The following is a 26,487-nucleotide window of genomic DNA, read 5'->3' on the forward strand; positions in this document are numbered from 1 at the left end:
GCACTCGGCGGCCTCCCACCCGCCAGCCGCGTCACCAACCTGTCGGGACAGAACAGCTAGGCGCTGCTGACCTGGCGCAGGCCGCCGCCGAGGTGGGAGGCGCCCTCCAAGCGCCAGTGCCAGGCCTGGTGCCGCTCCATGTTCACCACCCACGCGCCGCAGCTGTCGCACTCGTGCCCGTGCGCGGGCCGCTGCGGTTCGTCGGAGGCGGAGGACGCGGCGGGGGCCTCGTCCGCCGGGGTGTCCTCGGGGTAGTCGGCGCCGAGCACCTGGAGGCGGGCCCGGGACCACAGCGGGTGCCAGGTCTTCCAGATCTCCTGGCTCGGCACGCGGAACACGCGCAGCAGCGCCACGACCGTGTCCCACGGCGGCACCGTGGTGCCGGTCATGGCGCGGTGCACCGAGGTGGCGGAGATGAGGCAGCCGATGCCCTCCAGGCGCCCGGCGAGCTTGCGGCAGCCACGGCTCCCCGGATACCCCCGCCCGGACGGCAGTGCCCGTAAGCGGCCCGGTCGTGATCGGCTCCTGTGCCCGAGTGGGGAGGAGCGGCCTCCGGGCCCGCTGCTCCTGTGGAAGGCTCTGCATGAGGCATTCCCGGAGATCGCCTTGAAAGTCGGAGACATCACCACACGACGCGTGATTGGGACAGGCGACAGGCGCTTGAAGCTGCGGCCCTACCAGGATCGGGCGTCGGCCGACCGCGCCGCCGAGCCGCCCCTCATGCGCAGGGGCTTCGCGGAGCGCACCGCCGGGGCAGCAGCGGGGCGGAGAGGGCTCGTCGGCTGATGCCGGTGGGGTGCCCCTGCCGCTCTTACCGGCCTCCGACCGTCCCGGCTGGAAGAGCTGACCAGCCGGAGTCACGGCCCGGCCACACGCTGGCGACACTGCCGCGCGGAGCGCGCTACGCGAATCGGCCGAGAGCTGCCCGCCACCGTGCTGGCCGCCGAACGCGCAGGCCGTGGGATCGATCCCGCATCGCTTCGGTCGGCCGCACCGACCTGGACGAGGAGACGAACTGGCTGGAGCCAGGTCGCGCAGGCCTTCAGCGGCGTAGTCCAGGCCGACGTCGGTGAGGGCGCGCAGGCGGGCCGCGACAGGCCGCCACACAGGGAGACACACCCGGGGACACGCGCGGGGACACGCCTGGGGGCTCACAAGCTCGGCTCGAAGTTGCATCGCGCGACCTGTGTCGCCCATCGGCTGGTCGAGACCACGCCGGTCAGCCGCACCGTGCTCCTCGCCGACCCCAGGGCAGCGGCAGGATCACCGCCGCGAAGATGCTCCTGTGGGAGCTGGAGGATGGTGGGGAACGGCTTCACGAACTGGTGCTCCAGGACGAGGCACCGTACATCGCCCACGGTCACGTCGGTGACGGCGAGCTGGTGTGGCTGGCCGCCGAGACCATGGTCGCGGTGGAGTCGGCGAGCGGACCAGGCGACGTGGCCGACGGCCATGCAGGCCGCATCGGCTTGGGCGGCGATGATCGACCCGGTCACGGCGACGCCGATGGCCGAACCGAACTGGCGGCTGGTCCGCCGAGTCCTCGCCGGCGAGATCATCGACCCCTGTGAACTCGACCTCCCCGACATCGGCCTGGTCGACATGACCGCCCCCGACACCGTCCACGAGACCGCGCCCAACGCGGTCAGGGCTCAGACCAAGCCCGCCCATCGGCCAGCTGACCCGACATGGCGACGGTGGTGACCGGCCCGGAGGCCAGTCCGATCCCGGCGTCGATGACGACGTACAGGTGTCCGTGTCCGGCACCAGGTGCCGCCGACGGTGCAGGCTGCCCGGTCGCTCGGGCCGTGCCGCGTCCCGGTGCGCTGCCCCTACCCCCACCAGATGGGTGCGGCCGGACTCGGTCTTGCTCCGCTTTGTGGTCGTCCGACACCGAACACGAGGCGCTGGCCGGTGTTAGCGGCGGCCGGAGTACTGACGGCCGGTGCATCGATGTTCCTGCGGCTCGATGCGCATACTCCGTTCGCCTGCCTGGTCGGAGGCCACCGGAGCCAGCGCCGGCCCGTAGACGATGGTCGAGATGACGGCGGCCGCCGCGGCGACCCCGGTATGGAAGGACACCTTCCACACCGCCGTCACCGGCGCGGCGACGACCAGATCGCCGAGCATGGCCGCCTCCACCGCCACCACATCACGCGGCGCGCCAGCGGCCGCCAGCGCGGCGATCCCGTCGTATACGCGCCGACGCCCTGCGCCCGGTCGCCGCGCAACACCACCGGCGAGCGGAGATGCGATGACGCCGATCTGCAGGAGAGCTCGAATGCAGAACGCAGCGGTGTCGACCGGTGGTGGTCGCGGCCTGGTGGCCGCGACCACCGGTCCCGGGTCAGTCGTGCGATGCGGTTGCGGTCTCCCGCACACGGGCGGGCTTGGCCGTCGCCTTGTTCTGCGGGCTGAACAGGAAGCACATCAGCGCAGCGGCCACCAGGACCACGGCGCACGCCACGAGCGTGGTCTGCATAGCGTGGACGAAGCCGGCGGCGAACGTATCGGCGGTGACGCGCTCGTACAGGCCCGCCGTGGCGGAGCTCAGGCCGCCGGGCGGTGTGGGCGGGCTGTAGTTCTGCGCGGCGGCGGTGCTGTCGTCGACGAACCGGGCGCGCAGGTCTTCCGGCAGCTGACCGGCGCGCTTCTCGGCCTCGCTGTGCAGGGTCGCGGAGAGGCGGGCGACAGCAGCGCACCCAGCATGGCGGTGCCGAGGACGCCGCCGACCTGCCGGATGGTGCCGGAGACGCCGGAGGCCGCCCCGGCCAGTCGGGGATCGACGCCGTCCATGGTGGCCTGCTGCAGCGGTGCGTACGTGGCGCCGCTGGCGATGCCGATGACGAGCAGGCCGGGCAGCAGGGTCCACGCGCTGCCGGTGGGGCCGGTCATGGCGACCAGCACCAGCAGGCCGGCGGCCAGCAGGGCCGGCCCGGCCGCCAGGATGTACCTGCCGCCGAATCTGTCCGCCAGCCGTCCGGCGTACGCCGATCCGGCCGCGGTGAGCACGGCGTCCGGCAGCACCACCAGGCCGGTCTCCAGCGCCGTGTACCCGCGGGCCATCTGCAGGTACAGCACCAGCACGAACATGATGCCGATCATGCCGAGCTGGAAGACGAACCCGACCGCGTTCCCGACCGCGAAGTGCGTGCGCCGAACAGGGCCAGGACGAACACCGCCAGCAGCACGACGCCCAGGGCGATGACCGAGGTGATGGTGACGGGCCCGGTGATGGTGCCCCAGTCGTAGCGTTCTCCCTCGATCAGGCCGAAGACGACGGCGGCGAGCTCGGCGGTGGCCAGCGCGACGCCGACCAGGTCGAGCCGGTGGGTGCGGCCCGAGCGCAGGGGCGGCGCGAACCTCAGCGCCAGCACGCTGGTGGTGGTTCCGACCGGGACGTTGATGAGGAAGATCCAGCGCCGGCTGAGGTGGGCGAGCAGGAGGCCGCCGGCGACGGGGCCGATGATGGGGGCGAAGCCGACGATCGCGCCGAACAGGCCGAACGCGCGGCCGCGCAGGTGCGGCGGGAAGATGGTCAGGATCGCCGAGATGACCTGCGGGAACAGCAGCGCCCCGCCCGGTCCCTGCAGCAGCCGGGCGGTCAGCAGCCAGGCGGGGGAGGCGGCCAGCCCGCACAGCGCCGAGGCGGCGGTGAACGCGGCGACCCCGATCACGTACAGCCGGCGGTATCCGAAGGTGTCCCCCAGCCGCCCGGTGGTGAGCAGCGGGACCGAGAAGACGAGCAGGTAGCCGTCGATGATCCACAGCACCTGGTCGTAGGAGGCGTCGATGTCGTGGATCAGCGTGGGAACGGCGACGTTGATGATGGATCCGTCGAGCAGCGACATGAAGAACCGATGCTCATGATCGCGAGGACCGGCCGCGGACGCCGCGTGACCGGCTGGTCGGGGGATCGGAGCGGATCAGAAGGGTGGGCACGCTTCGCCACCATCACAGAACGCCCTTTTCTGGGACGTGATGAGCGACTTCCACCTTTTCCCGCGTCATCGGGACCCGGGAGAAGCTGGTTGGCGAGGCGTGATGCCCAACGGTGAGAAGCCGACGCGGAGCCTAGCACAGCGCATTCGCCCCCGCTCGATCACCGAGATGTCGCCCCGGGACGCGGACCATCGGCCCGTCCGCACTCGCCGAACGGCCGTCCAAGCCCCTGGCCGAGGGCCCCGGCCGCAGACCCGTGCCAAGCCTCAGGACGAGCAGCAGCCCGCGCTGGGCCCGGCTATACCCGGTCGGTCAGCGCCGGTCGTCCATCATGCGGACGATCCGACGGCCGTGCTCTGCAGGCTGGACCTCTACTGCGAGCGGGGGGCGCGGCGAGCACCGCTCGCCGGGTATCCCGTCGATGTGCTCCAGGCCTTTGCCGCGGCGACGGCGGCGAGCTCGTCGCGGCAGCGCCTGGTCAGCGCGGACGCTTCGCGCAGCAGGGAGCCTGACGCCCGTGGCGATCAGCGGGCTCGGCTGTACTCGGTCATGCGGGACCGCCCACCGTTCCCGGCACCGTCGGCCGGGCGGCGGTCGGCAGCCCCGGCCGAGCCCGCACGCGAGCGGCCGCGGGGACGTCCTGGGCGGGCGCACGGCGCGTTGACCTCGCGCAACCGGCGTCACGTTCTCCCCGTAGTGCGGGCCTGAGCAGCGGGTCTTGTTCGCTCGTCGCGGGCCTGGCGGAGGGCCTGCAGCTCGACTTCGTAGGCGTGGCGTTCGGCGTGCAGCCGGTCTTCGTCGGCGGCGATGACGGCCAGGTCGTCGCGGATCGCTGCGGCCACGTCGGGGGGCAGGCTCGGCCGCTGCGAAAGCGCGTCGGCCGCAGCGTACTGCTGGTGCAGCTCGGCGAGTCCGACGTCGACCTCTTTGGGGCGCGGCAGGTCGGCTTCGGTGATGGGGCGGGTGCGCGGTGGGGGCTTCAGCCAGGGCGGGGCGAGCCTGCGCACGCTGGCGCCCGGTCGTCTGCGCCCGGGTCTTCTTCTCCCGTCCGGGGCGGCCACGGGCCGGTGAGCCCGGCTGCCGGTGGCTCGTCCGGGGTCGTGGACGATGCCGAGGAAGGCGTGCCATTCTCGGCGGTCGCGGCGGTGGCCGTCGAGCTGGGCGGCGGCGAGGTCGTCGGCTCCGGTGGCGGCGGCGACGGCGTCCAGGTCGGCGTCGCCACGGCGCCAGCGGCCGTCGGCGGTGCGTTCGGCCAGGCCGTGTTCGGCGAGCGTGCGGAGCGCGTCGTAGGCGGTGGAGCGGGGGAGCAGCGCCGCGGTCGACAGCTCGGACGCCGTCAGTGCGCCGCCCGCCAGGGCCTCGTAGGCGAACGCGGCGGGCAGGCCGAGGACGCGGAAGCACGGGTGCAGGGCCTCGATGCGGCCCGCGCGCCAGGAGCGCCAGGCGGCGTCGGCCGCAACGGCGTCGGGGACGACGAGCTGGTAGACGTCGGCGCGGACTCCGCGGGCCTCCTGGACCAGGTCGATGAGGGCGTAGGGGCCTTGGCGCAGCTGCTGCAGCGCTCGCGCTACGGTGGTGTGGTCGATCCCGCCGGCCATGTACGCCAGCTGGCGGGTGCCGAACTCCACCACGGTGGAGCCGGACATCTGCGCGGCCGCGCCGAACGCCCGCAGGAGCGCCCGGTAGACCAGGCCCTTCCCACCCCACTCCAGCTCCAGCAGCCGCTCGACGATCCGCACGGCCTGCCACCAGGTGCGGATGCGCTGGTACTCGCGCGCCTGCCACGGCGCAGGCGACCGGACCTGCGTACCCCCCCAGCCCCCGGGCTTGACAAAGTAAAGGTCCCTGACCCGGCCCTCCTCCGCACTCCGCGACGGCTGAGGTCTGCGCGCACAGGTCATGAGGGAATGACGGTGCCCGGGAACCCGTTGGGGATCAGGGGGCGTGATCTCGGTCTCCCTAGTGTTGCGGCCCCGGACAGAATCCCCCACTTCTCGCACGGCAGGTGTTTTCGCGGAAGCGTCGGAGAGGGGCGCGGCGAAGGCGACGGCCTTGGTCCACTCGGCGGTCAGCAGGGCGTCGTCGCGCCACCAGCCGGCGATGGCGGCCCACTCGCCGCCGGGCGTGAGCCTGGCGCGCACCTGCTCCAGGCGCCAGCCGCGCGCGGCCGCACTGGACAAGATGGCCTGCCGGGCCTCGGAGCTGCTTACATAGCGTGCCCGATCGAACACGCCGGTGCGGGCGGTTTCCTCCAGGTCCGCGCGGATCGCCGCCCGGCCGCCGCGGCGCAGCCGGTACGGCTCCCCGTTGGCGTCCAGCGGCGCCTGCGGGGCGTCCGGATGGCTGGCCACCACCGTGCGGCCGCCGGCCAGCTCCGCCAGCTCGGCGGCCAGTTCGACGTGCAGCGCCTCCCACACCCGCGGCCCGCACGGGCGCGAGCAGACGGCCTCGGCCTCCTCCACGCTGCAGGTCAGCGTCATGAACCCGGTCAGGCGCCCGCCCGTGCTCTTGTGCGGGGCGCCCGGGCCGCGGATCTGCCCGTCGCCGCTCTCCATCGGCGAGGTGTCCACCAAGGGCGCGAACCGCAACGCCAGTGCGCGGGCCAGAGTCCGCAGCTCGTGGAACGGGCGCGGCGCCGACCACAGCACGTACACGTGCGCCCCGCCGCTCGGCGAGCGGTCCACCAGCGCCCGGCCGCCGCACTCCTCGATCAGCGCGACCGCCCGGTCGGCCACCGCACCGACATGGCCCGCCCGGTCGGCCGCCGCCTCGGCGGGCACGCGGCCGGCGTCCAGGTCCAGCACCAGCAGCCGCCCCGTACCGGTGTGGACGTCGAACGTCGGCACCGTCGTCGGCCGGTTCGGCAGCCACGGCTGGATCGCGACCTCGTACCGGTACCCCTTGGACGAGCTCCTGGGGAACGTCACGCCGCCGTCGGGGCTGCGCCGCATCACCGGCCGCTGCGCGATGTAGGGCACGGTGATGCGCGCCCAGGCCTGCGCGGCCGCATCCGCGCCGGGCACGCGCAGACCGCGGCCGCGTGTCGGCGGCCGCTCGCAGGGAACACCTGCGGAAACGAGGTTGAGGGCGGCCTGGCCGCCCTCGGTTTCAGGGCGTGCTAGGCCGACCCGGCGACTACGTGCTATCGTCGGCTCCAAACGTTGTGGCTCGGGGCTCTCGTCAGAAGCGTCAGGTCAAGGCGATCAGGTTCCTGTGCTCCTGTCGGAGAGGCCGAGCAGTCGGTCCACTTCAGGCCCAGACGGATTTGGCGGTTCATCCGGGCCCTGAACAGGCCGATTCAGTTGTTGGGAAGCGCCCCCCTGGGGCGCTTTTCTCATTCAAGGGCGACGTCCAGGGCGCCTCCTCTCTGACGCGACGTGCGACCGCAGGGCAAGAGTGCCACGTGGCAGGGACGATTCGCTGGTGAAGACGGCAACTTCACTGGTGAAGACCGAAATGGCGCCTGCAGCGGGGGCGAGAGCCGGACCTGCGTGTGCGCATCCGGAACGAAACGTGCGGCCTCAACGGGCGTGTCTGCCGTCGACGGGCCCGGCAAAGCGGGTACCCTCATGAGCAGCCTCCTCGGTTGGGTGTGTTACCGATGGGGCAGCGGGGTCCGGGCTTTCCTGGCAGTCAGCTCGGCTCCCCGCGAACGACGGCGACGAGTCGCTGTTCATCCGGCGCCACCCGGATGGGCGACGAGTCGTCGTCGTTGCGTTTGGGCCACTTACACCCCGCCCTGACGAGCTGAGCGCAGCGACCTAACGGCGACCGTACCGATTCCGCAAGCCTCGTGGGGCGAGGCGCGCCGGGCGAGTCGCACTGTACGCGGGACCTGAGCCACCGCGCGTAGCGGTCCACGCGGCTCGCCTCTGCGGAAGAGGCCGCTCACGGCCGGCCGAGCACCACCCGGGAGCCACCTGCCGAGATGGCCGCTGACGTGCTGCTATGCGGCGACCTTGGCTGCACGCACGGGCGCCGCCCTCAATGCACTACACCCCGGACGCTCGCACACCGTCCAATAATCCAACTAAATGAAAACGCGCTGCCGTCGCCGTAGACTCCCAGGTCAGCAAGTGTCGGCCCCGCGCACGCGGGGATGGTCCCCGCAGCTCCTCGTTGTCGTCCCACGGCCCCACGTCGGCCCCGCGCACGCGGGGATGGTCCGGTCGACCAGCCCGCCGCCCGTGAGCGTGAAGAGTCGGCCCCGCGCACGCGGGGATGGTCCGAGCAACGGCCCGATGGCGGTCGTCACCCAGTCGTCGGCCCCGCGCACGCGGGGATGGTCCTCCCTCTAGTAGAGATCCCTCATCCCACTACATGTCGGCCCCGCGCACGCGGGGATGGTCCGAAGTTGTCCCCCGAGACCCGCGCTGTGATCGAGTCGGCCCCGCGCACGCGGGGATGGTCCCGGCGACACCGCCGTGGACGCGAACTCGTTCGAGTCGGCCCCGCGCACGCGGGGATGGTCCCCGACGCGTGCACTGGCGGATCCGCCACGAGCGCGTCGGCCCCGCGCACGCGGGGATGGTCCCGACCTGGCGCTGATCGCCGGGCATCTGACCTAGTCGGCCCCGCGCACGCGGGGATGGTCCCCTCGGGCAGCTGCCCGACGTGCTGGTAGAAGTGTCGGCCCCGCGCACGCGGGGATGGTCCGTCGCCCGCATCCTGGAGCCGCACATCGCCGACGTCGGCCCCGCGCACGCGGGGATGGTCCTCAGGGTTGTGGCAGGCCACAGTACGTCTGCCCGTCGGCCCCGCGCACGCGGGGATGGTCCCTCGTCGTCGTCAACGACAGTCCCGACCCGGCAGTCGGCCCCGCGCACGCGGGGATGGTCCACAAGAAGGCCCGCCCGGAGGCGAGCCGTTGTAGTCGGCCCCGCGCACGCGGGGATGGTCCCGCGACCAGGTCACGCACCCACTCGGCCGCCATGTCGGCCCCGCGCACGCGGGGATGGTCCCCCGTGCTGGCGGCCGTCCATGCGGTTGGCCTGGTCGGCCCCGCGCACGCGGGGATGGTCCGCACAGCCCCCAGTCGCCGGCATCATTCTCCACGTCGGCCCCGCGCACGCGGGGATGGTCCCGAGTAGCCGGTCGTGACGTTGGTGAGCGTGGGGTCGGCCCCGCGCACGCGGGGATGGTCCCCAGATCGCGCCGGCTGAGGATGCCTGGTTGGCGTCGGCTCCGCGCACGCGGGGATGGTCCTTGCTTCTCCGTTGCCTTAGGGTGGTTTTCCCTGTCGGCCCCGCGCACGCGGGGATGGTCCGCGCAGTGCCGCCAGGTCGGACAGGTCGGCGCCGTCGGCCCCGCGCACGCGGGGATGATCCCTTCGCCATGTGCGGCGGCGGAGGCTGCCGGAGTAGACCGTACGCACGCGGGGTCGTCCATGTGCACCCCGCTACCCACTGCAACACGGTCGGCCTCGCGTGTGCGACGGCGTGCGCAGGCTCGCCCCCTGGCCGTTCCCCCCCACCGCGAACCCACCCCATCACCGAAGCCGACCTGCCACACGCTGGCCGCCATCAACGCAGGGGTCGCCCAGTCCCAGCCTCATGCCACCAGAGCTCCAACACAACAGTGCCTGCAAGGGGGCCGAGGGCCAGTCTGAAATCCAGACACGCTGTCTGACGCGCAATCAGGGTTTACAAATCCAACTAAATGGAAACTCGGCTTCACGGCCGTAGACTCGCAGGTCAGCAAGTGTCGGCCCCGCGCACGCGGGGATGGTCCTTTGTCCGGGCGTCTCGTGGGTGAGGTCGTCGAGTCGGCCCCGCGCACGCGGGGATGGTCCTGCCTGCGCGTAGCGCGACCAGGCGCGCTGCTGGTCGGCCCCGCGCACGCGGGGATGGTCCGGTGTGCGAGGTCGACGACGGCGACACGTCCCTGTCGGCCCCGCGCACGCGGGGATGGTCCGTCACCCGCCATCAGAGTACGGGAGTCCGCCGGGTCGGCCCCGCGCACGCGGGGATGGTCCCGTCATCCGGGCGAGCTGGGCGCGGGCGATGGTGTCGGCCCCGCGCACGCGGGGATGGTCCGCGATGGACCGGCCAGTCGTGTGGGGCCATGTAGTCGGCCCCGCGCACGCGGGGATGGTCCTTGACGCTGATCACACCGGGTGGCGCCTGGTCGGTCGGCCCCGCGCACGCGGGGATGGTCCCGTCGGGAAGAAGCGGGACGCGCCGCCGGTGTCGTCGGCCCCGCGCACGCGGGGATGGTCCGTCACCCTGCCAGTACCGGTCGTGCCCTGCCGTGTCGGCCCCGCGCACGCGGGGATGGTCCGCTCCCGGTCGCCGAGCACGATGTCGGGACGCGGTCGGCCCCGCGCACGCGGGGATGGTCCCACCAGCCCCGACGAGTCGAGCGTGATGAACGCGTCGGCCCCGCGCACGCGGGGATGGTCCCCGGATCAGCCGGGACAGCATCTCGAACGACCCGTCGGCCCCGCGCACGCGGGGATGGTCCGGGGCGCATCCCCCGCACCGTGATGGAGCGGTAGTCGGCCCCGCGCACGCGGGGATGGTCCCGCGGTCTACGACATCACGGTGCTGGACCGGGAGTCGGCCCCGCGTACGCGGGGTGTTCCATGTGTGCTTCGCTGTCCACCGCCTCGTGGGCGCGGTGGCCTGCCGGTGAGTGTCTGCCTCTGGTGTCGGCCTTGTCGGGAAGCTCGTCGAAGGCCCTGTCGGCCCAAGGGCACTGTTTTGTCGGTGGGGTTGGCTACCTTGTCAGCCGTGAGGCTTGAAGACCACGGAGAAACCCCCCGACCTCCTTCTGAGACGGGCCGCTTGGGCGACCCGCTGGCCGCGTTATGGGGGAAGAGCGCCGGCAAGGCCGGGGGCCGCGCGAACCTGCTGTTGCAGCACCTGCTCGACACCGCCGCGGTAGCCGAGCTGATCTGGGATCACTACCTGGCGCCGTGGACTCGGCGGACGCTCGACGACATAGCGGGGCAGGGGGAGGGGCGCCGGTTCTTCGCCTGGCTGTGCGGCATCCACGACTTCGGAAAGGCCTGCCCGGCGTTCCAGCATCTTGATGCCGCTGGGGCTGCGCTCGTCCGTCGGGCGGGGCTGGTCTGGAACGAACGGGTCGTCGAGCGGCACCGCTGGCGCCACGACCGGGCGGGCGGGTTCCTGCTTCGCAGGCAGCTGACCGCGGCCGGGTGGTCGGAGGCGAACATCGACTGGGTGTGGCCGCTGGTCGCGGGGCACCACGGTCTGTTCCCGACCCTCGGCGAAACGCGACCGCGGCGTGCACTGGAGCAGCTCAGCGGTAGAGGTCCCGAGTGGGAGAAGGCCCGCCGCGCGTTGCTGGAGGCGTTCACGACGGCGCTGGGATTCTCCGGCGTCACCGCTGCGGAGCCCGAGCAGGTGCCCACTCGGGCGGTGCAGCTGCAGCTGAGCGGATTCGTGGTGATGGCGGACTGGATCGCCAGCGACCAGGCCCATTTCGTCGGGGTGGACTCGCTGGCGCACGTCAGCATGCCGGGGGCGCGGGAGCGCGCGGAGGCGGCGTGGAAGCGGCTGGGTCTGCGGGGTGGTTGGGGTGAGCTGGCCGCCCCGGACGCAGACGCGTTTCAGCGGCGCTTCGGGGACGACCCGCGCCCGTCGCAGACGATGGTGGTGGACGTCGCGGCTCGGATGGAGGCGCCCGGGCTGCTCGTGGTGGAAGCGCCCATGGGGGAGGGGAAGACCAAGGCCGCGCTGCTGGCGGCGGAGGTGCTGGCCGCCAGGTGGGGCATGGACGGCGTGTTCGTCGGCATGCCCACCCAGGCGACCTGCGACCCGATGTTCGCCAACGTGCGGTCCTGGGTGGAGGCGATCGATCCGCCGTTGGCGTCCCAGGTGGCGTTGCTGCACGGCAAGCGGATGTTCAACCGGCGGTGGCGGGATCTCCTCGAGGACGGCGGCACCTCCCCGGACGACCGGTTCACGGGGGTCGCGGAGGACGAGTTCGGCCTCGAAGACCCCTTCGGGGTGACGTCGGGATCGGCGGATCCGCAGGCCGGGCCGGAGCGCAGGGCTCCCGCGCAGTGGTTCCTCGGGTCCAAGCGGGGCCTGCTGAGCCCGTTCGTGGTGGGCACCATCGACCAGTTGCTGTTCGCCGCCACCCGCACCAAGCACGTGATGCTGCGGATGGCGGGTCTGGCGGGCAAGGTCGTGGTGCTGGACGAGGTGCACGCCGCCGACGTCTACATGTCGCAGTTCCTGATGGAAGGGCTGCGCTGGCTGGGACAGGCGGGGGTGCCGGTCGTGCTGCTGTCGGCGACTCTGCCGCCGGCGCAACGTCGGGAGCTGCTGGCCGCTTACCTGGCGGGAGCCGGTTCACGCGAGGACGCACGCCCGCCCGAAGCGGCGACGGTGCCGGAGCCCGACGGGTACCCGAACGTGACGGCCGTGTGGTCGACCGGAACGGGCGTCGGGCACGTGGTGGAGAGCAGCCGGTCCTGGCGGTCGGACCTGCAGGTGGCGGTGGAGGTGCTCGCCGAACCGCCCGATGACGCGGCGGATGCCCCTGACGCGCCGTCCCCCGGCGACGAGCAGGTGGCCGCCCTGCTGCGGGAGCGTCTGGCCGACGGCGGGTGCGCGCTGGTGATCCGCAACACCGTCGCGCGCGCACAGCGGACGTTCGAGGCCCTGCACGCGGAGTTCGGCGACGAGGTCCGGCTGCTGCACGGGCGGCTGTGCGCGGCCGACCGAGCCGTCCGGACCGAGGAGTGCCTGCGGCTGCTCGGGCCGCCCGACCCGGAGGGGCCCGATCGCCCGCACCGCCTGATCGTGGTGGCGACGCAGATCGCCGAGCAGTCGTTCGACGTCGACGCCGACCTGCTCGTCACCGATCTGGCTCCCATGGACCTGCTGCTGCAGCGGATCGGCCGGACCCATCGGCACGCGGGCGTACGGCGGCGGGGCCGGGTCGGTGAGCCGCGGGTGGTGGTCACCGGTTTCGCGCCGCGCGACGGCGCCCCGCCGTGGTTTCCGCGGGCCGCGGAAGGCATCTACGGCCGTTATCTGCTGCTGCGCACGGCGGCCCTGGTCTGCTCCGGCGCAGGGGGGAGCTGGTCGATCCCCGGGCAGGTACCCGCTCTGGTGGCCGACGTTTACGAGGCCGACCGTCGGGTGGTCCCGGACGCCTGGGTCAAGGCCGAGCGCGAGGCCTATGACGACTGGGCCGCCAGGCAGCGCGCCCGCGCGGAGAGCGCCGAGCCGTTCCTGTTGTCCCGCGTCGGGGAGCATGCACGGCCCACCCTGGAGGGGCTGCACCGCGGCGGTTCCCGGGACGGCGTGTCGGAGGAGCAGCACCGGGCGATGGTGCGTGACGGCGACCGCAGCGTCGAGGTGGTGCTGGTCCGCCGTGACGATCGCGGCTACCGGACCTTGTCGGGCAGGGCGCTGGGCGTGCACGGCGACGTCTCCCGCGATGTCATCGACGACGTGCTGGGCGGCACCGTGCGTCTTCCCGCGGTGCTGACCGAGGAGGCTGAGCAGGCTCTGGCGCCGCTGGAGGGCTGGCGTGACCATCCGTGGCTGCGCCACAGCCGCGCGCTGGTGCTCGACGCCTCGGGCGCGGCGCGGATCGGTGACCACGTCGTCCGCTACGACCGGCTGCTGGGGCTGGTGCACACGAGTCCGCGTCGCCATGGGGCGGGGCGGCCATAAGCCGCCCCGCCCTTCCCCGCGCAGCGCGGGGCCTACGTGCGGCTCACATGTGATCGGGAGCCATCCCCGCCGGTGCGGGGCCGAGCCTCCGCCATCGACAGGCGAAGGCCGAGTCCGGCCAACTCTGCCATATCCCTGAGAACGATCTTCAGCACCAGTAGCGTTCAATGGCGCTACATGGGATCGATTGTGAGGTCGGTGATGCCCGAGTTCTCCCTGATAGAGCAGCCGTGGCTGCGGGCGCGGCTGGGCGACTCGCGGGTCGAACCGCTCGGGCTGGCGGACGTGCTCGCCCGCGCCGGCGAGATCACCGAGATCGTCGTCGATCTTCCGACCCAGTTTCCGGCGCTGCTGCGGCAGGTGCTCCTGCCGGTCGTCGTCGACGCGCTGGGGGCGCCGGCCGACCGCCGCGCGTGGGCCGAGCGGTTCGGCCAGGGCGCCTTCACCGAGGACGAGAAGGAAAAGATCAACGCCTACCTGCACACGTACCGGGAGCGTTTCGATCTCTTCCATCCCGAGACCCCGTTCGGGCAGGTCGCCGGGCTGCGCACGGCCAAGGACGAGACGAAGGGGTCGGGGCTGCTGGTCGCCACGCAGGCGACGGGGAACAATGTGCCGCTGTTCTCCAGCCGCAGCGAAGCCGACCCGCCCCCGCTGACTCCGGCCGAGGCGGCGCTGTGGCTGCTGCACGCCCACTGCTGGGACACCGCGGCCATCAAGACCGGTGTGGTCGGCGACCCGAAGGTCAAGTCCGGCAAGACGACGGGCAACCCGACCGGTCCTCTGGGCCAGCTGGGCGTGGTGGTGCCGATCGGCCGGACGCTGTACGAGACGCTGCTGCTCAACATCCCCATCGGCGTCCAGGGGCGGCTCGGCGCCCCCCAGTGGACCCGCTCGATCGGCCCCGCCTGGGAGACCCGGACGGCGCAGGGACTGCTGGACCTGTGGACCTGGCAGTCGCGCCGCATCCGGCTCATCCCCGAGCAGACCGCCGACGGCCCGCGGGTCTGCCAGGTGATCGTCGCGGCAGGAGACCGGCTCGCCGCCACACCCGACTGGGAACCGCACACCGCCTGGAGAGTCGACAGGCCCGCGAAGAAGTCGGCGAAGCCCGGTCCGCTGCGGCACACTCCGGGCAAGGCGATCTGGCGCGGCTTGAACGCCCTGCTGGCGGTGGAGGCGAGTGACACCGCCTCGTTCAAGACCAGCGAGCTGCTCGACCAGGTCAACGGCCTGCTGGCCGATGAGCTGATCGACGAGCGGTACCCGCTGCGCGCGGAGACCTTCGGCATGGTGTACGGGAACCAGTCCGCCATCGTCGAGGACGTCCTGCACGACCTGCTCCCGGTGCCGATCGCCGCGCTGCGCGCCGACGGCGACGTCCGCGACGTCGTCCTGGACACCGCCGAGCAGGCCGAGCAGCTCGCCCATGCCGTCAACCGCCTCTCGGACGACCTGCGCCGGGCCGCCGGCCTCGACCCCATCCCCTGGGACAGGGGCCAACGCCCCGGCGAGCGCCTGCTGTACCTGCTGGACCCGGTGGTGCGGCGCCTGCTGCACGGCCTGCGGGAGGTCACCGACGCCCAGACGCTCGACCGCGGGGTGCTGGGCTGGGAGCTGACGGCACACCGCCTGGCGCTCCAGGTCGCCGATTCAATCCATGCCACCGTCCCGGAGAGCGTGTTCGCCGGCCGCGAGGTCCGCAAGCCCGACGGAACGAAGGAGGCCGCCTACCCCCTGGGCGTCGCCGAGGACACCTTCCGCAGGAAGGTCGACCGCATCCTTCCCCGCGCCGCCGAGCACCGGCGCCGACTCCCACCCACCGGCGAGGAAGACACATGACTAAGCGCTATTGGAGCCGTATCGCCGCCGACGGCACCTGGCTCGCCGCAGACCCGCACACCGGCCGCCCCCTCGGCCCGCCGCCCGGTGAAGACCTGGCCGCCCTGCGCGCCGGCCTGGGCCGCGAGGCCGGGGAGGTGCCGGAGATGTGGCGGTTCTACACCTGCCCGGTCGACGACAGGCTGGCCCGGCGCGGCCAGCTGTCGATCGAGCAGCGGGCCGAGCACGCGGCGCTCGCCCTGTACGGTCTGCACCAGCAGTCCAAGCGGACTTCGATGCACGACCCGAGGTTCCCGCTGGGCAAGGCGCTGTACCGGCTGCGGATCAGCCAGCGGTTCAGCCCGCAGGCCGTGGACGCGCGGGTGAACGCCGCCGCCACCACGACCAGCCCCGGCGCGCTGCTGATTCGGTTGCGCGGCCTGATCGACCAGCTGCGCGTCATCGACCAGCCGTTGGACTACGACGGGCTCATGCGGCTGATCCAGGACTGGCATCACGAGGACCGCCGCCGTCGAGCACGCCGCCGCTTGGCCGTGGAGTACCAGGTCTGGGCGGGCCGGGACGACGAAAGCCCCGCCACCCCCGCCAGCCAGACCCCCGGGTGAGTCGCAACGGCCACCCACCGGCGCCCCCGCGCCGCCCCCATTCCCCCTTCTTCGAGGAGATCGTCATGCCCGACCACCAGTACGTCGACTTCCACATCCTGCAGACCGTGCCGCCGGCCAACCTCAACCGCGACGACCAGGGCAACCCCAAGGAGGCGTACTTCGGCGGTGTCCGGCGCTCCCGTGTGTCCTCGCAGGCATGGAAGCGCGCCACCCGCATCGAGTTCGACCGGCACCTGCCCAAGGCCGAGCAGTCCACCCGCACCAAGCAGATCGCCAAGCAGCTGACCGGCCGGATCGCCGACCGCACCGGGCTCGACCAGGAGCAGGCGCAGCGGCTGGCCGACGCGCTGCTGGAGCCGCTGGGCATCAAGGGCGGCCGCAAGGACCGCGACACCGCCTACCTGCTGTACTACGGCCACGGCCAGCTCGACCGGATCGTCGACCTGGTCGCCGACCGCGCCGCCGAACTGGCCGCCCTCCCCGACGACGCGCTGGCCGCCGCCGCCAAAGACCTGAAGGTCGCCGACAAGCTGAAGACCGGCCACCCCATGGGCGTCGCACTGTTCGGCCGCATGGTCGCCGACATCCCCTCCCTGAACGTCGACGCCGCCGCCCAGGTCGCCCACGCGCTGTCGACCCACCGCGTCGAACTGGAGTCCGACTACTACACCGCGGTCGACGACGTCAACGAACGCGACGAGACCGGCGCCGGCATGATCGGGAACATCGGGTTCAACTCCGCCACCCTCTACCGCTACGCCACCGTCGGCGTGCACCGGCTGATCGACAACATCGGCTCCGTCGACGCGGCCCTGGACGCCGTGAACCGCTTCGGCCGGGCGTTCGCGCTGTCCATGCCGACCGGCCACATCAACGCGTTCGCCCACCGCACGCGGCCCAGCCTCGTCGCCGTGGTGGTCCGCGACGACCAGCCGGTCAACCTGGTGTCGGCGTTCGAACACCCCGTCCCGGCCACCGACCCCTCCGGCGTCGCCTCTGGCGTCGCCGCCGCCTCCGCCGACCGGCTCGCCAAGGAATACCTGCGCTCGGTCCAGCAGTGGGGCGACCAGCCCGTGCACGCGGCCGTGTCCCACGCCTTCGACGAGGCCGCCGAGTCCATCACCCGCGCGTTCGGCCCCAACCAGACCTTCGACCAGACCATGGACGGGCTGAACGACGTCCTGGCCCGGGCGTGGAAGCAGAGCTGAGGACCGCATGGCACACCGCGACCAGCGCGTCCTGCTGCTGCGGCTCGCCGGCCCCCTGCAGTCCTGGGGGGAGCAGAGCCGCTTCAACCGGCGCGAGACCCGGCCCCAGCCCACCAAGTCCGGCGTCATCGGCCTCCTGGCCGCCGCCCAGGGCCGCCGCCGCGAAGACCCCCTCGGCGACCTCGCAGACCTGGCCGTCGGCGTGCGGGTCGACCAGGCCGGCACGCTGCTGCGCGACTACCACACCGTCAGCGACTACCGCGGCCGTCCGCTGCCGCAGGCCGCCGTGAACGCCAAGGGCGCGCAGAAGCCGACCTCCCCGGCCAAGTACACCCACGTCACGCAGCGGTACTACCTGCAGGACGCCGTGTTCGTCGTCGGCGTCGCCGGACCGGCCGACCTGCTGGAGTCCCTCGCCGCGGCCGTCCGGCGCCCGGCCTTCCCGCTGGCGCTCGGACGACGCTCCTGCCCGCCGACCCAGCCGATCGTCCTGGGCACGCGTCCCGGCACGCTGAGCGAAGCGCTCACCGAGCAGCCCTGGCAGGCCGGGCACGCCGCCCGCCGCGACTTCCAGCGCCGCCACGGACGCCCCGCCCGCATCGACCTGCCCACGACCGTCGAGGCCCCCGACGGCGACGACATCCTCAACGACGTGCCGCTGTCGTTCGCCCCCCGCGACCGCCGGTACGCCAGCCGGCGCGTCACCCACTCCTGGGTCTCAGCGCCCACCGGATTCCCCGACCCCGACACGCCCGGCCCGGAAGGCCACGACCCCTTCGCGCTGCTGGGCTGGTGACCGACAATGCCCTACCTGTCACGCGTCCGCATCAACCCGCTCCGCAAGCAGTCCCGCGACCTGCTGACCAACCCGCGGGCCATGCACAGCCACGTCTGCGCCGCCGTCCCCGCCGGCCCCGACACCGAACGCCTGCTGTGGCGGCTGGACACCGACAACCCGCACCGGCCCCACCTCATCGCCCTCACCCGCTCCAAGCCCGACTGGACCCACTTGGTCGAGGCCGCTGGCTGGCCCGAAGCCGACGGCGACCACTACACCGTCGCCGACTACTCCCCGCTCCTCGCCCAGCTGGCCGTCGGCCGCGAGTTCAACTTCCGGCTGACCGCCAACCCGGTACAGAACACCTCCCGGCCCATCAAGCCCACCGCCGTCCAGGCCGAGCACATCCGCAACGGAAGCCGCAGGTCCTTCCGCATCGGCCACCGCACCGCCGCCACTCAACTCGACTGGCTGCTGAGCCGCACCGACAAGCACGGCTTCGAGATCCTCCCCGCCCGCACCGACCCCGACCTGCCCGACCCGGACGGCCACGCCACCTCCCCCGCCCCCGACGTCCGGATCACCCGCCGCGACCGCATCGCCTTCACCAAGCAGGGCCGCAGGCAGGTCGTGCTGCACACCGTCACCTTCCAGGGCCACCTGCGCGTCACCGACACCGACCTGCTCGCCCGCGCCCTGCTGCACGGCATCGGACCGGCCAAGGCCTACGGTTGCGGCCTGCTCACCCTCGCGCCCCGGAACGGACGCTGAATGACCGACATCTGGTGGAAGGCCCACCCCCACGACCTGCACCGCCTGCACGACCGCGTCTCCAGCGTCTACGTCGAACGCTGCCACGTCGACCGCGACGAGAACGCCGTCGTGGTCATCAACAAGCGCGAGACCGTCCGCATCCCCGCCGCCCTGGTCGCGGTGCTGCTGCTGGGCCCGGGCACCCGCATCACCCACGGCGCCGTCAACCTCCTCGGCGACTCCGGCACCGCCATCTGCTGGGTCGGCCAGCAAGGCGTCCGCCTGTACGCCTCCGGACTCGGCCCCGCCCGCGGAGCCGGACTGCTGTACCGCCAGGCGTACCTGGTCACCCGCCCCAAAGAACGCCTCGATGTCGCCCGCGCCATGTACGCCATGCGCTTCCCCGGCGAGGACGTCTCCACCGCGACGATGCAGCAGCTCCGCGGCCGCGAAGGCACCCGCATCCGCAGGCTCTACGAGATGCACTCCGAACGCACCGGCGTCCCGTGGACCCGCCGCCACTACAAGGCCGGGGACGCCTACGCCGCCGGCGACGACCTCAACCGGCTGCTGTCGGCCGCCAACGCCGCCTTGTACGGCATCTGCCACGCCGTCATCGTCGGCCTGGGGGCCAGCCCGGGCCTCGGCTTCGTCCACACCGGATCGGCGATCTCCTTCGTCCTCGACATCGCCGACCTCTACAAGGCGGACTACACCATCCCCCTCGCCTTCGACCTGGCGGCCCAAGGACTCACCGAGGAGCGCGACGCCCGAACCGGGCTACGCGACCTCATCGCCGAAAACCGCCTCCTCCGCCGCATCGTCCACGACGTCAGGACACTGCTCACACCGGACGAGGCAACCCGCATCCCCGTCGACGAAGACGTCAACCAACTGTGGGACGACCAGGTGGGAGCGGTCGCCGGAGGCGTCAACTGGTCCGGATCTGAAGACCTCATCCAGCCCGGCATGGGGGATCAGCACATCGCCATCATCGGCCCCGAGTTCGACCCGCCCGCCAGCGATCCCGCCGCCACCTCATGACGACCGTCATCGTCCTCATCGCCGCGCCGGAAGGACTCCGCGGTCACCTCACCCGCTGGATGGTCGAAGTGCACGCCGGAGTGTTCGTCGGCAACCCCAGCCGCCGCATCCGCGACCGCCTCTGGGACCTCCTGGCCACCCGCATCGGCGACGGCCAAGCCATCCTCGTCGAACCCGCCTCTAACGAACAGGGCTGGGCCGTCCGCACCGCAGGCAAAGACCGCTGGCGCCCCACCGACTTCGACGGCCTCATCCTCTCCGCCCGCCGCCGCAACCGCCCCAACGAAGACCCACCCCTCCCGCGATGAACCTGCAAGCCATCAAGTACCGCCGCCCACCCACGGGGCAGGCCCCAGGCCGAAACACCATGAGGTCTGTCGGTCCCGCGCGCCAGCAGGTGCTATTGGCGAGCCAGCCTGCGCATGCGGTCCAACACACACCCCTAGCCGGTACCGACAACAGTCAGATTCCGCGCTTGCCAGCTAGGCCACGCATGGTCCATTTGCAAATCCAACTAAATGAAAACCCAGCTTCGCCGCCATAGACCCGCAGGTCAGCAAGTGTCGGCCCCGCGCACGCGGGGATGCTCCCGGCGGGCGCGCCGCCGGTGGGGCATGTGGCCTGTCGGCCCCGCGCACGCGGGGATGCTCCCTCGCAGCAGCACGGGCCACGTCTGCGGGCCGAGTCGGCCCCGCGCACGCGGGGATGCTCCAGGTCGGACCACAGTCCGGGCTTTCAGGCCGAAGTCGGCCCCGCGCACGCGGGGATGCTCCGACGGTCTGGCCGCATCAAGGAACTCACCAAGGGTCGGCCCCGCGCACGCGGGGATGCTCCCCACGCCCCCTTGAGCCCACCGCTTCCACGCTGGTCGGCCCCGCGCACGCGGGGATGCTCCTTGCTTCGACGAGCGGTGCCTGTTCGGGCAGGGGTCGGCCCCGCGCACGCGGGGATGCTCCGACCTGCAGGCTGGCAGGGACTTCTCCGTCGGTGTCGGCCCCGCGCACGCGGGGATGCTCCCACCGCAGTTCCTCTGCGATCTGTTGGCGCAGCGTCGGCCCCGCGCACGCGGGGATGCTCCGATCATCCACCACGAGGGCGAGTGGGCGCCCGGGTCGGCCCCGCGCACGCGGGGATGCTCCCTCCCGGCCTGCGGCGCCGCCGGCGCCGCCGATGTCGGCCCCGCGCACGCGGGGATGGGCCCCGGCTCCGGGTGCTGACCGCTGTCACGACGGCGTCAGCCTCGCACATGCGGAGATGGTTCGCGTATCAGTGATCTTGCTAGACCCGCCGTCGTGCGGGTAGTGCGGCGGCGTCGATCGTCACGTTCCGGAGTCGCGATGGCCTGGGAGGATGGCTTTTCCGGCGTCGGCCCAGGAGCCTTGCGGCAGCAGCGCATGGGCCGCGCTGCCTTCCCGTTCCTGGTCGGCGGGGAGCTGGAGGGAGCGGCTTCGGGGCTTCACCAGTCTAGGCCGGTGACCTCCTCGCCCGCCTCTTTGACATCTTTGACGGTGTCGACCCCGCGCCAGTACCCCGGGATCTTGTAAGCGGCCAGGCGCTTGTCGACGGCCAGCTGTGGGAAGGTGGTGTCCTCGTGATCGCCCTTGACCGGCAGCAGCTCGACCACGTCCGGCTCGAACGCGTAGACGCCGCCATTGATCCAGTACGGCAGCCGCGGGCTCTGCACGAACCCCGCGATGCGGTCTTCGTCATCGAGTGTGGCAATGCCCCAGGTGGTCCGGTACTGGGCGAGCGCGATGGTCGCCATCGCCTCCGCCTGGTGGTGCCGGTCGATGAAGTCGGCCAGCGGGAACCGCGTGAGGACATCGCCGTTGAGGGCCAGCCACCGTTCCCCCGTGTAGGGGAGGTGGCCCGCGGCAAACCGGAGCGCTCCGCCCCGGCCGAGGGGTTCGTCCTCCACCACCACCTCGATGGCCAACGGGTAGGAGTGGCCTTGCAGGTGCTTGCCGAGCACGTCGGCGAGGTAACCGCAGGAAACCACGACATGCTCGCATCCGGACGCGGCGAGCCACTCCAGCTGCCAGTCCACAATCGGCTTGCCCGCGACCGGCACCATCGCCTTCGGCCGGTCGTCGGTGTACGGACGCAGCCTGGTCGCCTGCCCTCCGGCCAAGATGACCGCCTGCCGGACCTGCGCGTTTTTACCAGAAATCGGCATGCCAGAACCCTAGGGGCCGCATACCGACGGCCGCCGCCTCGTCGATGTGCGGCAGGCTCGGTGCGTGCTTGCGGTCAGGCGAGGTCATGGACTCGTTCCACCCGGCTGTCTGCTCTCCGCAAAAGGGACGGCCCAGTAGGTGTCGGCGGCGGTACTGTCTGATTCTCCCAGTGCAATCGCAGACGCGCCAGCCGAACTCGTCGTGCGCACAGTGCGGCCCCCAGAGGACGGGCGCGGGCGTCGTACCTGGTCGAATGCGAAGAGGTCACAGCCGTTGCACGGTCATCCAAGTCGCCAAAGAGCTCGTGGTGGGGGCGTGGGCGGGGTCCACCAGATCCGACATCCGAGGCCACGCATGGTCCGTTTGCAAATCCAACTAAATGAAAACCCGGCTTCGCCGTTATAGACTCGCAGGTCAGCAAGTGTCGGCCCCGCGCACGCGGGGATGCTCCTCCGGCGATACGTGGCGACTCCAGGATCCGGCGGTCGGCCCCGCGCACGCGGGGATGCTCCCTCGGCGAGCCGCCGCAGCGCCTTGGACAGGCCGTCGGCCCCGCGCACGCGGGGATGCTCCTCTCCGCGTCGGCCAGCTCCGGCGCCGGCTGCTGTCGGCCCCGCGCACGCGGGGATGCTCCCGCTGCGTTGATCTTCAAGGCGCTGCAGGGATCGTCGGCCCCGCGCACGCGGGGATGCTCCCGAGCCGCCAAGGACGGCCAGGTCGACGGTGTAGTCGGCCCCGCGCACGCGGGGATGCTCCTCGGCCCACACAAGCCGCCTAATCGTTCGTGGCGTCGGCCCCGCGCACGCGGGGATGCTCCGGCGCACCTGCGCAAGGACCCCAAGCTGCTGGCGTCGGCCCCGCGCACGCGGGGATGCTCCCCCGCACCTCGTGCAGATCACGCTCTTGCGGCAGTCGGCCCCGCGCACGCGGGGATGCTCCCACCCGCCGCACGGCCCCCACACACCCCAGGAGGTCGGCCCCGCGCACGCGGGGATGCTCCTTCCTTCACCGGGCGAGACGAGCGCGAGGAGCCGTCGGCCCCGCGCACGCGGGGATGCTCCGGGCGAGACCGACTGGCAGACCGTCGAGTGGACGTCGGCCCCGCGCACGCGGGGATGCTCCCCTCGCGGTCGCGGTGAGGTCGCGGCGCGCCCAGTCGGCCCCGCGCACGCGGGGATGCTCCTGGCAGCGGCCAGCAGGTCACCGCAGTCGGTGCGTCGGCCCCGCGCACGCGGGGATGCTCCCTCCTGGGCGGGGACGGTGGACACCGTCCGGGGGTCGGCCCCGCGCACGCGGGGATGCTCCCAGGGTCAGCGTGACCTGTGCGGCTTCGTCGTTGTCGGCCCCGCGCACGCGGGGATGCTCCCTGCAAGAATGCGAGCACTTTGCGGATGTAGTTGTCGGCCCCGCGCACGCGGGGATGCTCCGCTCTAATCGCTGCTGTAAGCCCATGGGCAAGCGTCGGCCCCGCGCACGCGGGGATGCTCCGCGGTGTTCAACGCGGTGATGAGCGCGAACCCGGTCGGCCCCGCGCACGCGGGGATGCTCCCGACTGCTCGGGCAGCTCCTGGATGATCTGAGCGTCGGCCCCGCGCACGCGGGGATGCTCCCCTCACGGCCGGATACGGTGATGTCGTCGAGCTGTCGGCCCCGCGCACGCGGGGATGCTCCCCCATCCGGCGCGGGAGGCGTCCATGGTCCCGGGTCGGCCCCGCGCACGCGGGGATGCTCCCTCCTGAGCGGGGACGGTGGACACCGTCCGGGGGTCGGCCCCGCGCACGCGGGGATGCTCCCCCTCTCAGGTACGCGGCACCGGGTGAGACGGCGTCGGCCCCGCGCACGCGGGGATGCTCCTGTGATCGGCGCGGCCTGCGCGGTGGGGGCGGTGTCGGCCCCGCGCACGCGGGGATGCTCCGACGTTCATCCTGCGGTTGCTGGCGCTGATCGCGTCGGCCCCGCGCACGCGGGGATGCTCCCTTTGCCGAAGAGGTTGACCTGACTAGCCAAGCGTCGGCCCCGCGCACGCGGGGATGCTCCGCCGATCCCGTTCGGGTTCGACCCGCGCGGCCGGTCGGCCCCGCGCACGCGGGGATGCTCCGTCCGAGCCGGTGAGGGTGATCGTCTCGCGGATGTCGGCCCCGCGCACGCGGGGATGGTCCGATGTGGAACGCCGTCGCCAAGTTGGTGCCCGGCTCGGCCCCGCACAAGCGGGGATGCTCCCTTGGCGGCGGCCGTCCCGGCCGAGGTACCGGCGTCGGCCCCGTGCACGCGGGGATGGGCCTCTCAGGGGATTCTCGAAGCACAGGGGACGGGTCGGGTCTGGCCTGTGGGGTGTGCTGCCGCTGGTCAGTACACCGAGATGTGGACGTGGTCGTAGTGGTTGGCAGTGATGCCGCCGCGGTTCTCCATTGTTCGCCAGCCCTCGCGGGCGCGTTCGATGTTCCAGATGCGCTGGCGCCAGATGACGTAGCGGATGCCGAGCTTCCCTGCGTTGGCCGCGGCCCAGTTGGCGATGTCGTAGCCGACCTGCGTCTGCTCGGCGCTGGGCATGGTGCCGACGCTGACCATGAAGTCGCAGGCGCGGCCGCGGGCGTGGTCCTGCGGGTCGCCGGTGGTGCGGTAGCAGCCGATGGTCTTCAGGGGGCCGAACCGGGCGCGGATCAGGTCGCGGACCTGCCGCATGCATGCGGTGATGTTCTCCGGTCCCATGGGCTGTGAGCGGCACTGCCGGGCGTTGACGCTCTGCGGTGCGGGGTTGATGAATCCGCCGCTGTCGGCGCAGGCGACTCCGGCGAGGTCGGGGGCGCCGATGTCGAAGTCGCCCTGGGCGTAGCGTCGGGCCAGGTTCATGACGCGGTCGGCGTAGGCCTCGGCTGCCGGTCCGGAGCCGTTGTAGCGGCGCACCGCGGTGCGCGGGTCGCGGCGGTAGCCCTTGTCCTCGATGAGGATGCGGGCGGCGGTGGCGATGGCGTCGGCCGGGTCGTAGACGCTCTTTCGCCCGTCGCCGTCGCCGTCGACGGCGTAGCGGCTCCAGGAGTCGCTGGCGGCGCCGCCGATGCCGATCTGCATCGGCCCGGCCGCTCCGGCGTAGTTGGCGCCGGAGCGGATGCCCGGCCCGGGGTAGCGGCCGTGGTCGGACTCGACCTTGCCGATGGCCGCCAGGACGTTCCAGGGGATCCGGTACTCGCGGCCGGTCTTCTGGTAAAGCGCCAGGTAGTCGGCGGGGATCTCGCGGGCGTCATCGGAGGTGCCGGGTTGCGCCGCCGACGACGCCTGCGCCCGGCAGCTGCCGAGGCCGAAACCGGCCAGCACCACCGCTCCCACCCCGACGACCAGCATGACCAGCACGAATCCGGCCGACATCACGAGCGCGCCTCTCGCTGCGACCCCCTGCGGCGGCATCGTCCTCCCCGTATGGACCACGAGCAGGTGCTGACGCCCCCGCGGCACCGACGGCGGGCGGAGCACCCTTCGACGGCAAACTCGGGTTGTCAATATTGGTCACTTTTGAGTAATTACATCACTGTCTGATCTTCCGCATCGGTCATCGACGATCATGTGGGGGAGGTATGAGGGGCACGGCCATCGCGGCCGTTCCGGGGCCTCGACCTGCGACGACTCCGGGGTGCGCGCCCCGGCCGCACCTGCCGACGACCGGCACGAACGCCCAGGTCCTGCCGGCGAAGCCGGGGCTGGTGCTGTTCGGCGTGCACGGGGGAGCGGGCACGTCCACGCTGGTGCGGCTGCTGGACCCCGGGTACTCGGGGAGGGTCGTCGAGTGGCGGTACGGCATGCCGGTCGACGCCGCCCGCGTTCCGGTGCTGGTGGCGCGTTCCACCGCCGCCGGGCTGGCGGCCGCCGCCGTCTGGGTCACGCGCTGGCGGCCGGATCTGCGCCGGCCTGCGCTGATGGTGGTGGCCGACGTGCCGTTCCGCGTCCCGCCCCTGGTGCGTTACCGGCGGCGTGCCCTGGCCTCCCGGGTGACCGCGGTGATCGACGTGCCGTACCTGTATCCGCTGCGTCATCTGGACGATCCCGCCCAGGCGCTGCGGCAGCGCAAGGTCGCCGCCGCCGTCGAGCGGGTGCGTCGTCAACTCGATCAGCTTTCGGCATCGGTGTCTGGAGGCTAACGATGTTGTCCCTGGCTGTTCGTGTCGACAACGCCCTGGTCTCGCTGGCCGCCCCTCCCGGTTCCGGCGGGGGCGGGACCCAGTTGGACAACCCCGCGCCCGAGGCCCCCGCCGGGCTGCAGGAGGTGGCGGAGCAGTGGATCTCCTGGGCCAAGTGGGGGTGCCTGGTCGCCGGCGCGCTCGGCCTGCTGATCTGCGCGGGCATGATGGCGGTGGGCCGCCGCAACCGCTCGTACCTGGCCGCCGAGGGCGCGGCCGGGATCCCCTGGACGGTGGCGGGGCTGTCGCTGGCGGCCCTGGCCGTGCCGATCGCCGCCCAGATCATGAACGCCACCAGCTGAGCCGGGTG

General features: G+C 72.4%; 21 protein-coding genes and 4 CRISPR repeat arrays. Of the genes, 12 read left to right on the forward strand and 9 right to left on the reverse strand.

Annotated elements, in window-relative coordinates; translation table 11 throughout:
- Positions 1-56: 56 nt before the first annotated feature.
- Positions 57-389 (reverse strand): hypothetical protein, encoded by a 333-nt coding sequence (locus ABD879_RS20315; protein ID WP_345023077.1) that lies wholly within the window; start codon positions 387-389, stop codon positions 57-59.
- Positions 390-426: 37 nt separating this feature from the next.
- Here ABD879_RS20315 and ABD879_RS32980 point away from each other — a divergent pair, with 37 nt between their 5' ends.
- The gene (locus tag ABD879_RS32980; protein WP_378272851.1) at positions 427-786 is read left to right on the forward strand and encodes a DUF6545 domain-containing protein; all 360 of its coding nucleotides are present in this window, start codon (positions 427-429) and stop codon (positions 784-786) included.
- 365 nt (positions 787-1,151) lie between these two features.
- Here ABD879_RS32980 and ABD879_RS20320 read toward each other — a convergent pair whose 3' ends face one another.
- Positions 1,152-1,496 carry a hypothetical protein gene (locus ABD879_RS20320; protein WP_345023078.1) on the reverse strand — a complete coding sequence of 115 codons (345 nt, stop codon included), beginning with the start codon at positions 1,494-1,496 and terminating at the stop codon, positions 1,152-1,154.
- A gap of 10 nt (positions 1,497-1,506) precedes the next feature.
- On the opposite strand from ABD879_RS20320, the gene ABD879_RS20325 reads away from it, so the two are divergent.
- Positions 1,507-1,704: a hypothetical protein gene (locus ABD879_RS20325; protein ID WP_345023079.1), complete on the forward strand. Its 198-nt coding sequence runs from the start codon at positions 1,507-1,509 to the stop codon at positions 1,702-1,704.
- 213 nt (positions 1,705-1,917) lie between these two features.
- On the opposite strand, the gene ABD879_RS20330 is transcribed toward ABD879_RS20325, so the two are convergent.
- The 5 genes from ABD879_RS20330 to ABD879_RS20350 all read right to left on the reverse strand — a co-directional run bounded on the left by ABD879_RS20330 (position 1,918) and on the right by ABD879_RS20350 (position 6,965).
- A complete protein-coding gene (locus ABD879_RS20330; RefSeq protein WP_345023080.1) occupies positions 1,918-2,337 on the reverse strand; it encodes a hypothetical protein in 420 nt (139 codons plus the stop codon).
- A gap of 10 nt (positions 2,338-2,347) precedes the next feature.
- On the reverse strand, positions 2,348-2,482 hold the full coding sequence (locus ABD879_RS20335) for a hypothetical protein (RefSeq protein WP_345023081.1): 135 nt from the start codon (positions 2,480-2,482) through the stop codon (positions 2,348-2,350).
- Positions 2,483-2,550: 68 nt separating this feature from the next.
- Entirely contained in the window at positions 2,551-3,105 is a 555-nt protein-coding gene (locus ABD879_RS20340) for an MFS transporter (protein ID WP_345023082.1), read from the reverse strand.
- Entirely contained in the window at positions 3,102-3,851 is a 750-nt protein-coding gene (locus tag ABD879_RS20345) for an MFS transporter (RefSeq protein ID WP_345023083.1), read from the reverse strand. The genes ABD879_RS20340 and ABD879_RS20345 overlap by 4 nt, the downstream gene beginning before the upstream one ends.
- Before the next feature lie 771 nt (positions 3,852-4,622).
- Positions 4,623-6,965, reverse strand: a complete 2,343-nt coding sequence (locus ABD879_RS20350) for a helix-turn-helix domain-containing protein (RefSeq protein WP_345023084.1) — start codon at positions 6,963-6,965, stop codon at positions 4,623-4,625.
- Between the two features lie 1,055 nt (positions 6,966-8,020).
- Positions 8,021-9,270: direct repeats of the CRISPR family, unit length 28 nt; unit sequence GTCGGCCCCGCGCACGCGGGGATGGTCC.
- A 374-nt stretch (positions 9,271-9,644) separates the two neighbouring features.
- A CRISPR array of direct repeats spans positions 9,645-10,465; the repeat unit is 28 nt; unit sequence GTCGGCCCCGCGCACGCGGGGATGGTCC.
- Between the two features lie 262 nt (positions 10,466-10,727).
- Here ABD879_RS20350 and cas3 point away from each other — a divergent pair.
- The 8 genes from cas3 (at position 10,728) to cas2e (ending at position 20,139) form a co-directional block, all read left to right on the forward strand.
- On the forward strand, positions 10,728-13,598 hold the full coding sequence (gene cas3 / locus ABD879_RS20355) for a CRISPR-associated helicase Cas3' (RefSeq protein WP_345023085.1): 2,871 nt from the start codon (positions 10,728-10,730) through the stop codon (positions 13,596-13,598).
- A 177-nt stretch (positions 13,599-13,775) separates the two neighbouring features.
- Complete coding sequence (gene casA / locus ABD879_RS20360) at positions 13,776-15,440, forward strand: type I-E CRISPR-associated protein Cse1/CasA (protein WP_345023086.1); 1,665 nt, start codon at positions 13,776-13,778, stop codon at positions 15,438-15,440.
- A complete protein-coding gene (gene casB / locus ABD879_RS20365; RefSeq protein WP_345023087.1) occupies positions 15,437-16,045 on the forward strand; it encodes a type I-E CRISPR-associated protein Cse2/CasB in 609 nt (202 codons plus the stop codon). Before casA ends, casB begins: the two co-directional genes overlap by 4 nt.
- 65 nt (positions 16,046-16,110) lie before the next feature.
- A complete protein-coding gene (gene cas7e / locus ABD879_RS20370; protein ID WP_345023088.1) occupies positions 16,111-17,256 on the forward strand; it encodes a type I-E CRISPR-associated protein Cas7/Cse4/CasC in 1,146 nt (381 codons plus the stop codon).
- 7 nt (positions 17,257-17,263) lie between these two features.
- Positions 17,264-18,052, forward strand: a complete 789-nt coding sequence (gene cas5e / locus ABD879_RS20375; RefSeq protein ID WP_345023089.1) for a type I-E CRISPR-associated protein Cas5/CasD — start codon at positions 17,264-17,266, stop codon at positions 18,050-18,052.
- 6 nt (positions 18,053-18,058) lie between these two features.
- Positions 18,059-18,805: a type I-E CRISPR-associated protein Cas6/Cse3/CasE gene (cas6e, locus tag ABD879_RS20380; RefSeq protein WP_345023090.1), complete on the forward strand. Its 747-nt coding sequence runs from the start codon at positions 18,059-18,061 to the stop codon at positions 18,803-18,805.
- Positions 18,806-19,831, forward strand: a complete 1,026-nt coding sequence (cas1e, locus tag ABD879_RS20385) for a type I-E CRISPR-associated endonuclease Cas1e (protein WP_345023091.1) — start codon at positions 18,806-18,808, stop codon at positions 19,829-19,831.
- A complete protein-coding gene (gene cas2e, locus ABD879_RS20390) occupies positions 19,828-20,139 on the forward strand; it encodes a type I-E CRISPR-associated endoribonuclease Cas2e (protein ID WP_345023092.1) in 312 nt (103 codons plus the stop codon). The genes cas1e and cas2e overlap by 4 nt, the downstream gene beginning before the upstream one ends.
- A gap of 254 nt (positions 20,140-20,393) precedes the next feature.
- A CRISPR array of direct repeats spans positions 20,394-21,032; the repeat unit is 28 nt; unit sequence GTCGGCCCCGCGCACGCGGGGATGCTCC.
- Positions 21,033-21,287: 255 nt separating this feature from the next.
- Here cas2e and ABD879_RS20395 read toward each other — a convergent pair.
- Together ABD879_RS20395 and ABD879_RS20400 are read right to left on the reverse strand one after the other, a co-directional pair.
- Positions 21,288-22,007, reverse strand: a complete 720-nt coding sequence (locus tag ABD879_RS20395; protein ID WP_345023093.1) for a nucleotidyltransferase family protein — start codon at positions 22,005-22,007, stop codon at positions 21,288-21,290.
- Positions 22,008-22,431: 424 nt separating this feature from the next.
- Positions 22,432-24,289: a CRISPR direct-repeat array (repeat unit 28 nt; unit sequence GTCGGCCCCGCGCACGCGGGGATGCTCC).
- A 65-nt stretch (positions 24,290-24,354) separates the two neighbouring features.
- Complete coding sequence (locus tag ABD879_RS20400) at positions 24,355-25,371, reverse strand: lytic transglycosylase domain-containing protein (RefSeq protein ID WP_345023094.1); 1,017 nt, start codon at positions 25,369-25,371, stop codon at positions 24,355-24,357.
- Positions 25,372-25,577: 206 nt separating this feature from the next.
- On the opposite strand from ABD879_RS20400, the gene ABD879_RS20405 reads away from it, so the two are divergent.
- Both ABD879_RS20405 and ABD879_RS20410 read left to right on the forward strand, forming a co-directional pair.
- A complete protein-coding gene (locus ABD879_RS20405; protein ID WP_345023095.1) occupies positions 25,578-26,138 on the forward strand; it encodes a hypothetical protein in 561 nt (186 codons plus the stop codon).
- A gap of 2 nt (positions 26,139-26,140) precedes the next feature.
- The gene (locus ABD879_RS20410) at positions 26,141-26,479 is read left to right on the forward strand and encodes a hypothetical protein (protein ID WP_345023096.1); all 339 of its coding nucleotides are present in this window, start codon (positions 26,141-26,143) and stop codon (positions 26,477-26,479) included.
- The last annotated feature ends 8 nt before the right edge of the window (positions 26,480-26,487 follow it).

Source organism: Actinomadura keratinilytica (assembly GCF_039539665.1).
Classification (GTDB): Bacteria; Actinomycetota; Actinomycetes; order Streptosporangiales; family Streptosporangiaceae; genus Spirillospora; species Spirillospora keratinilytica.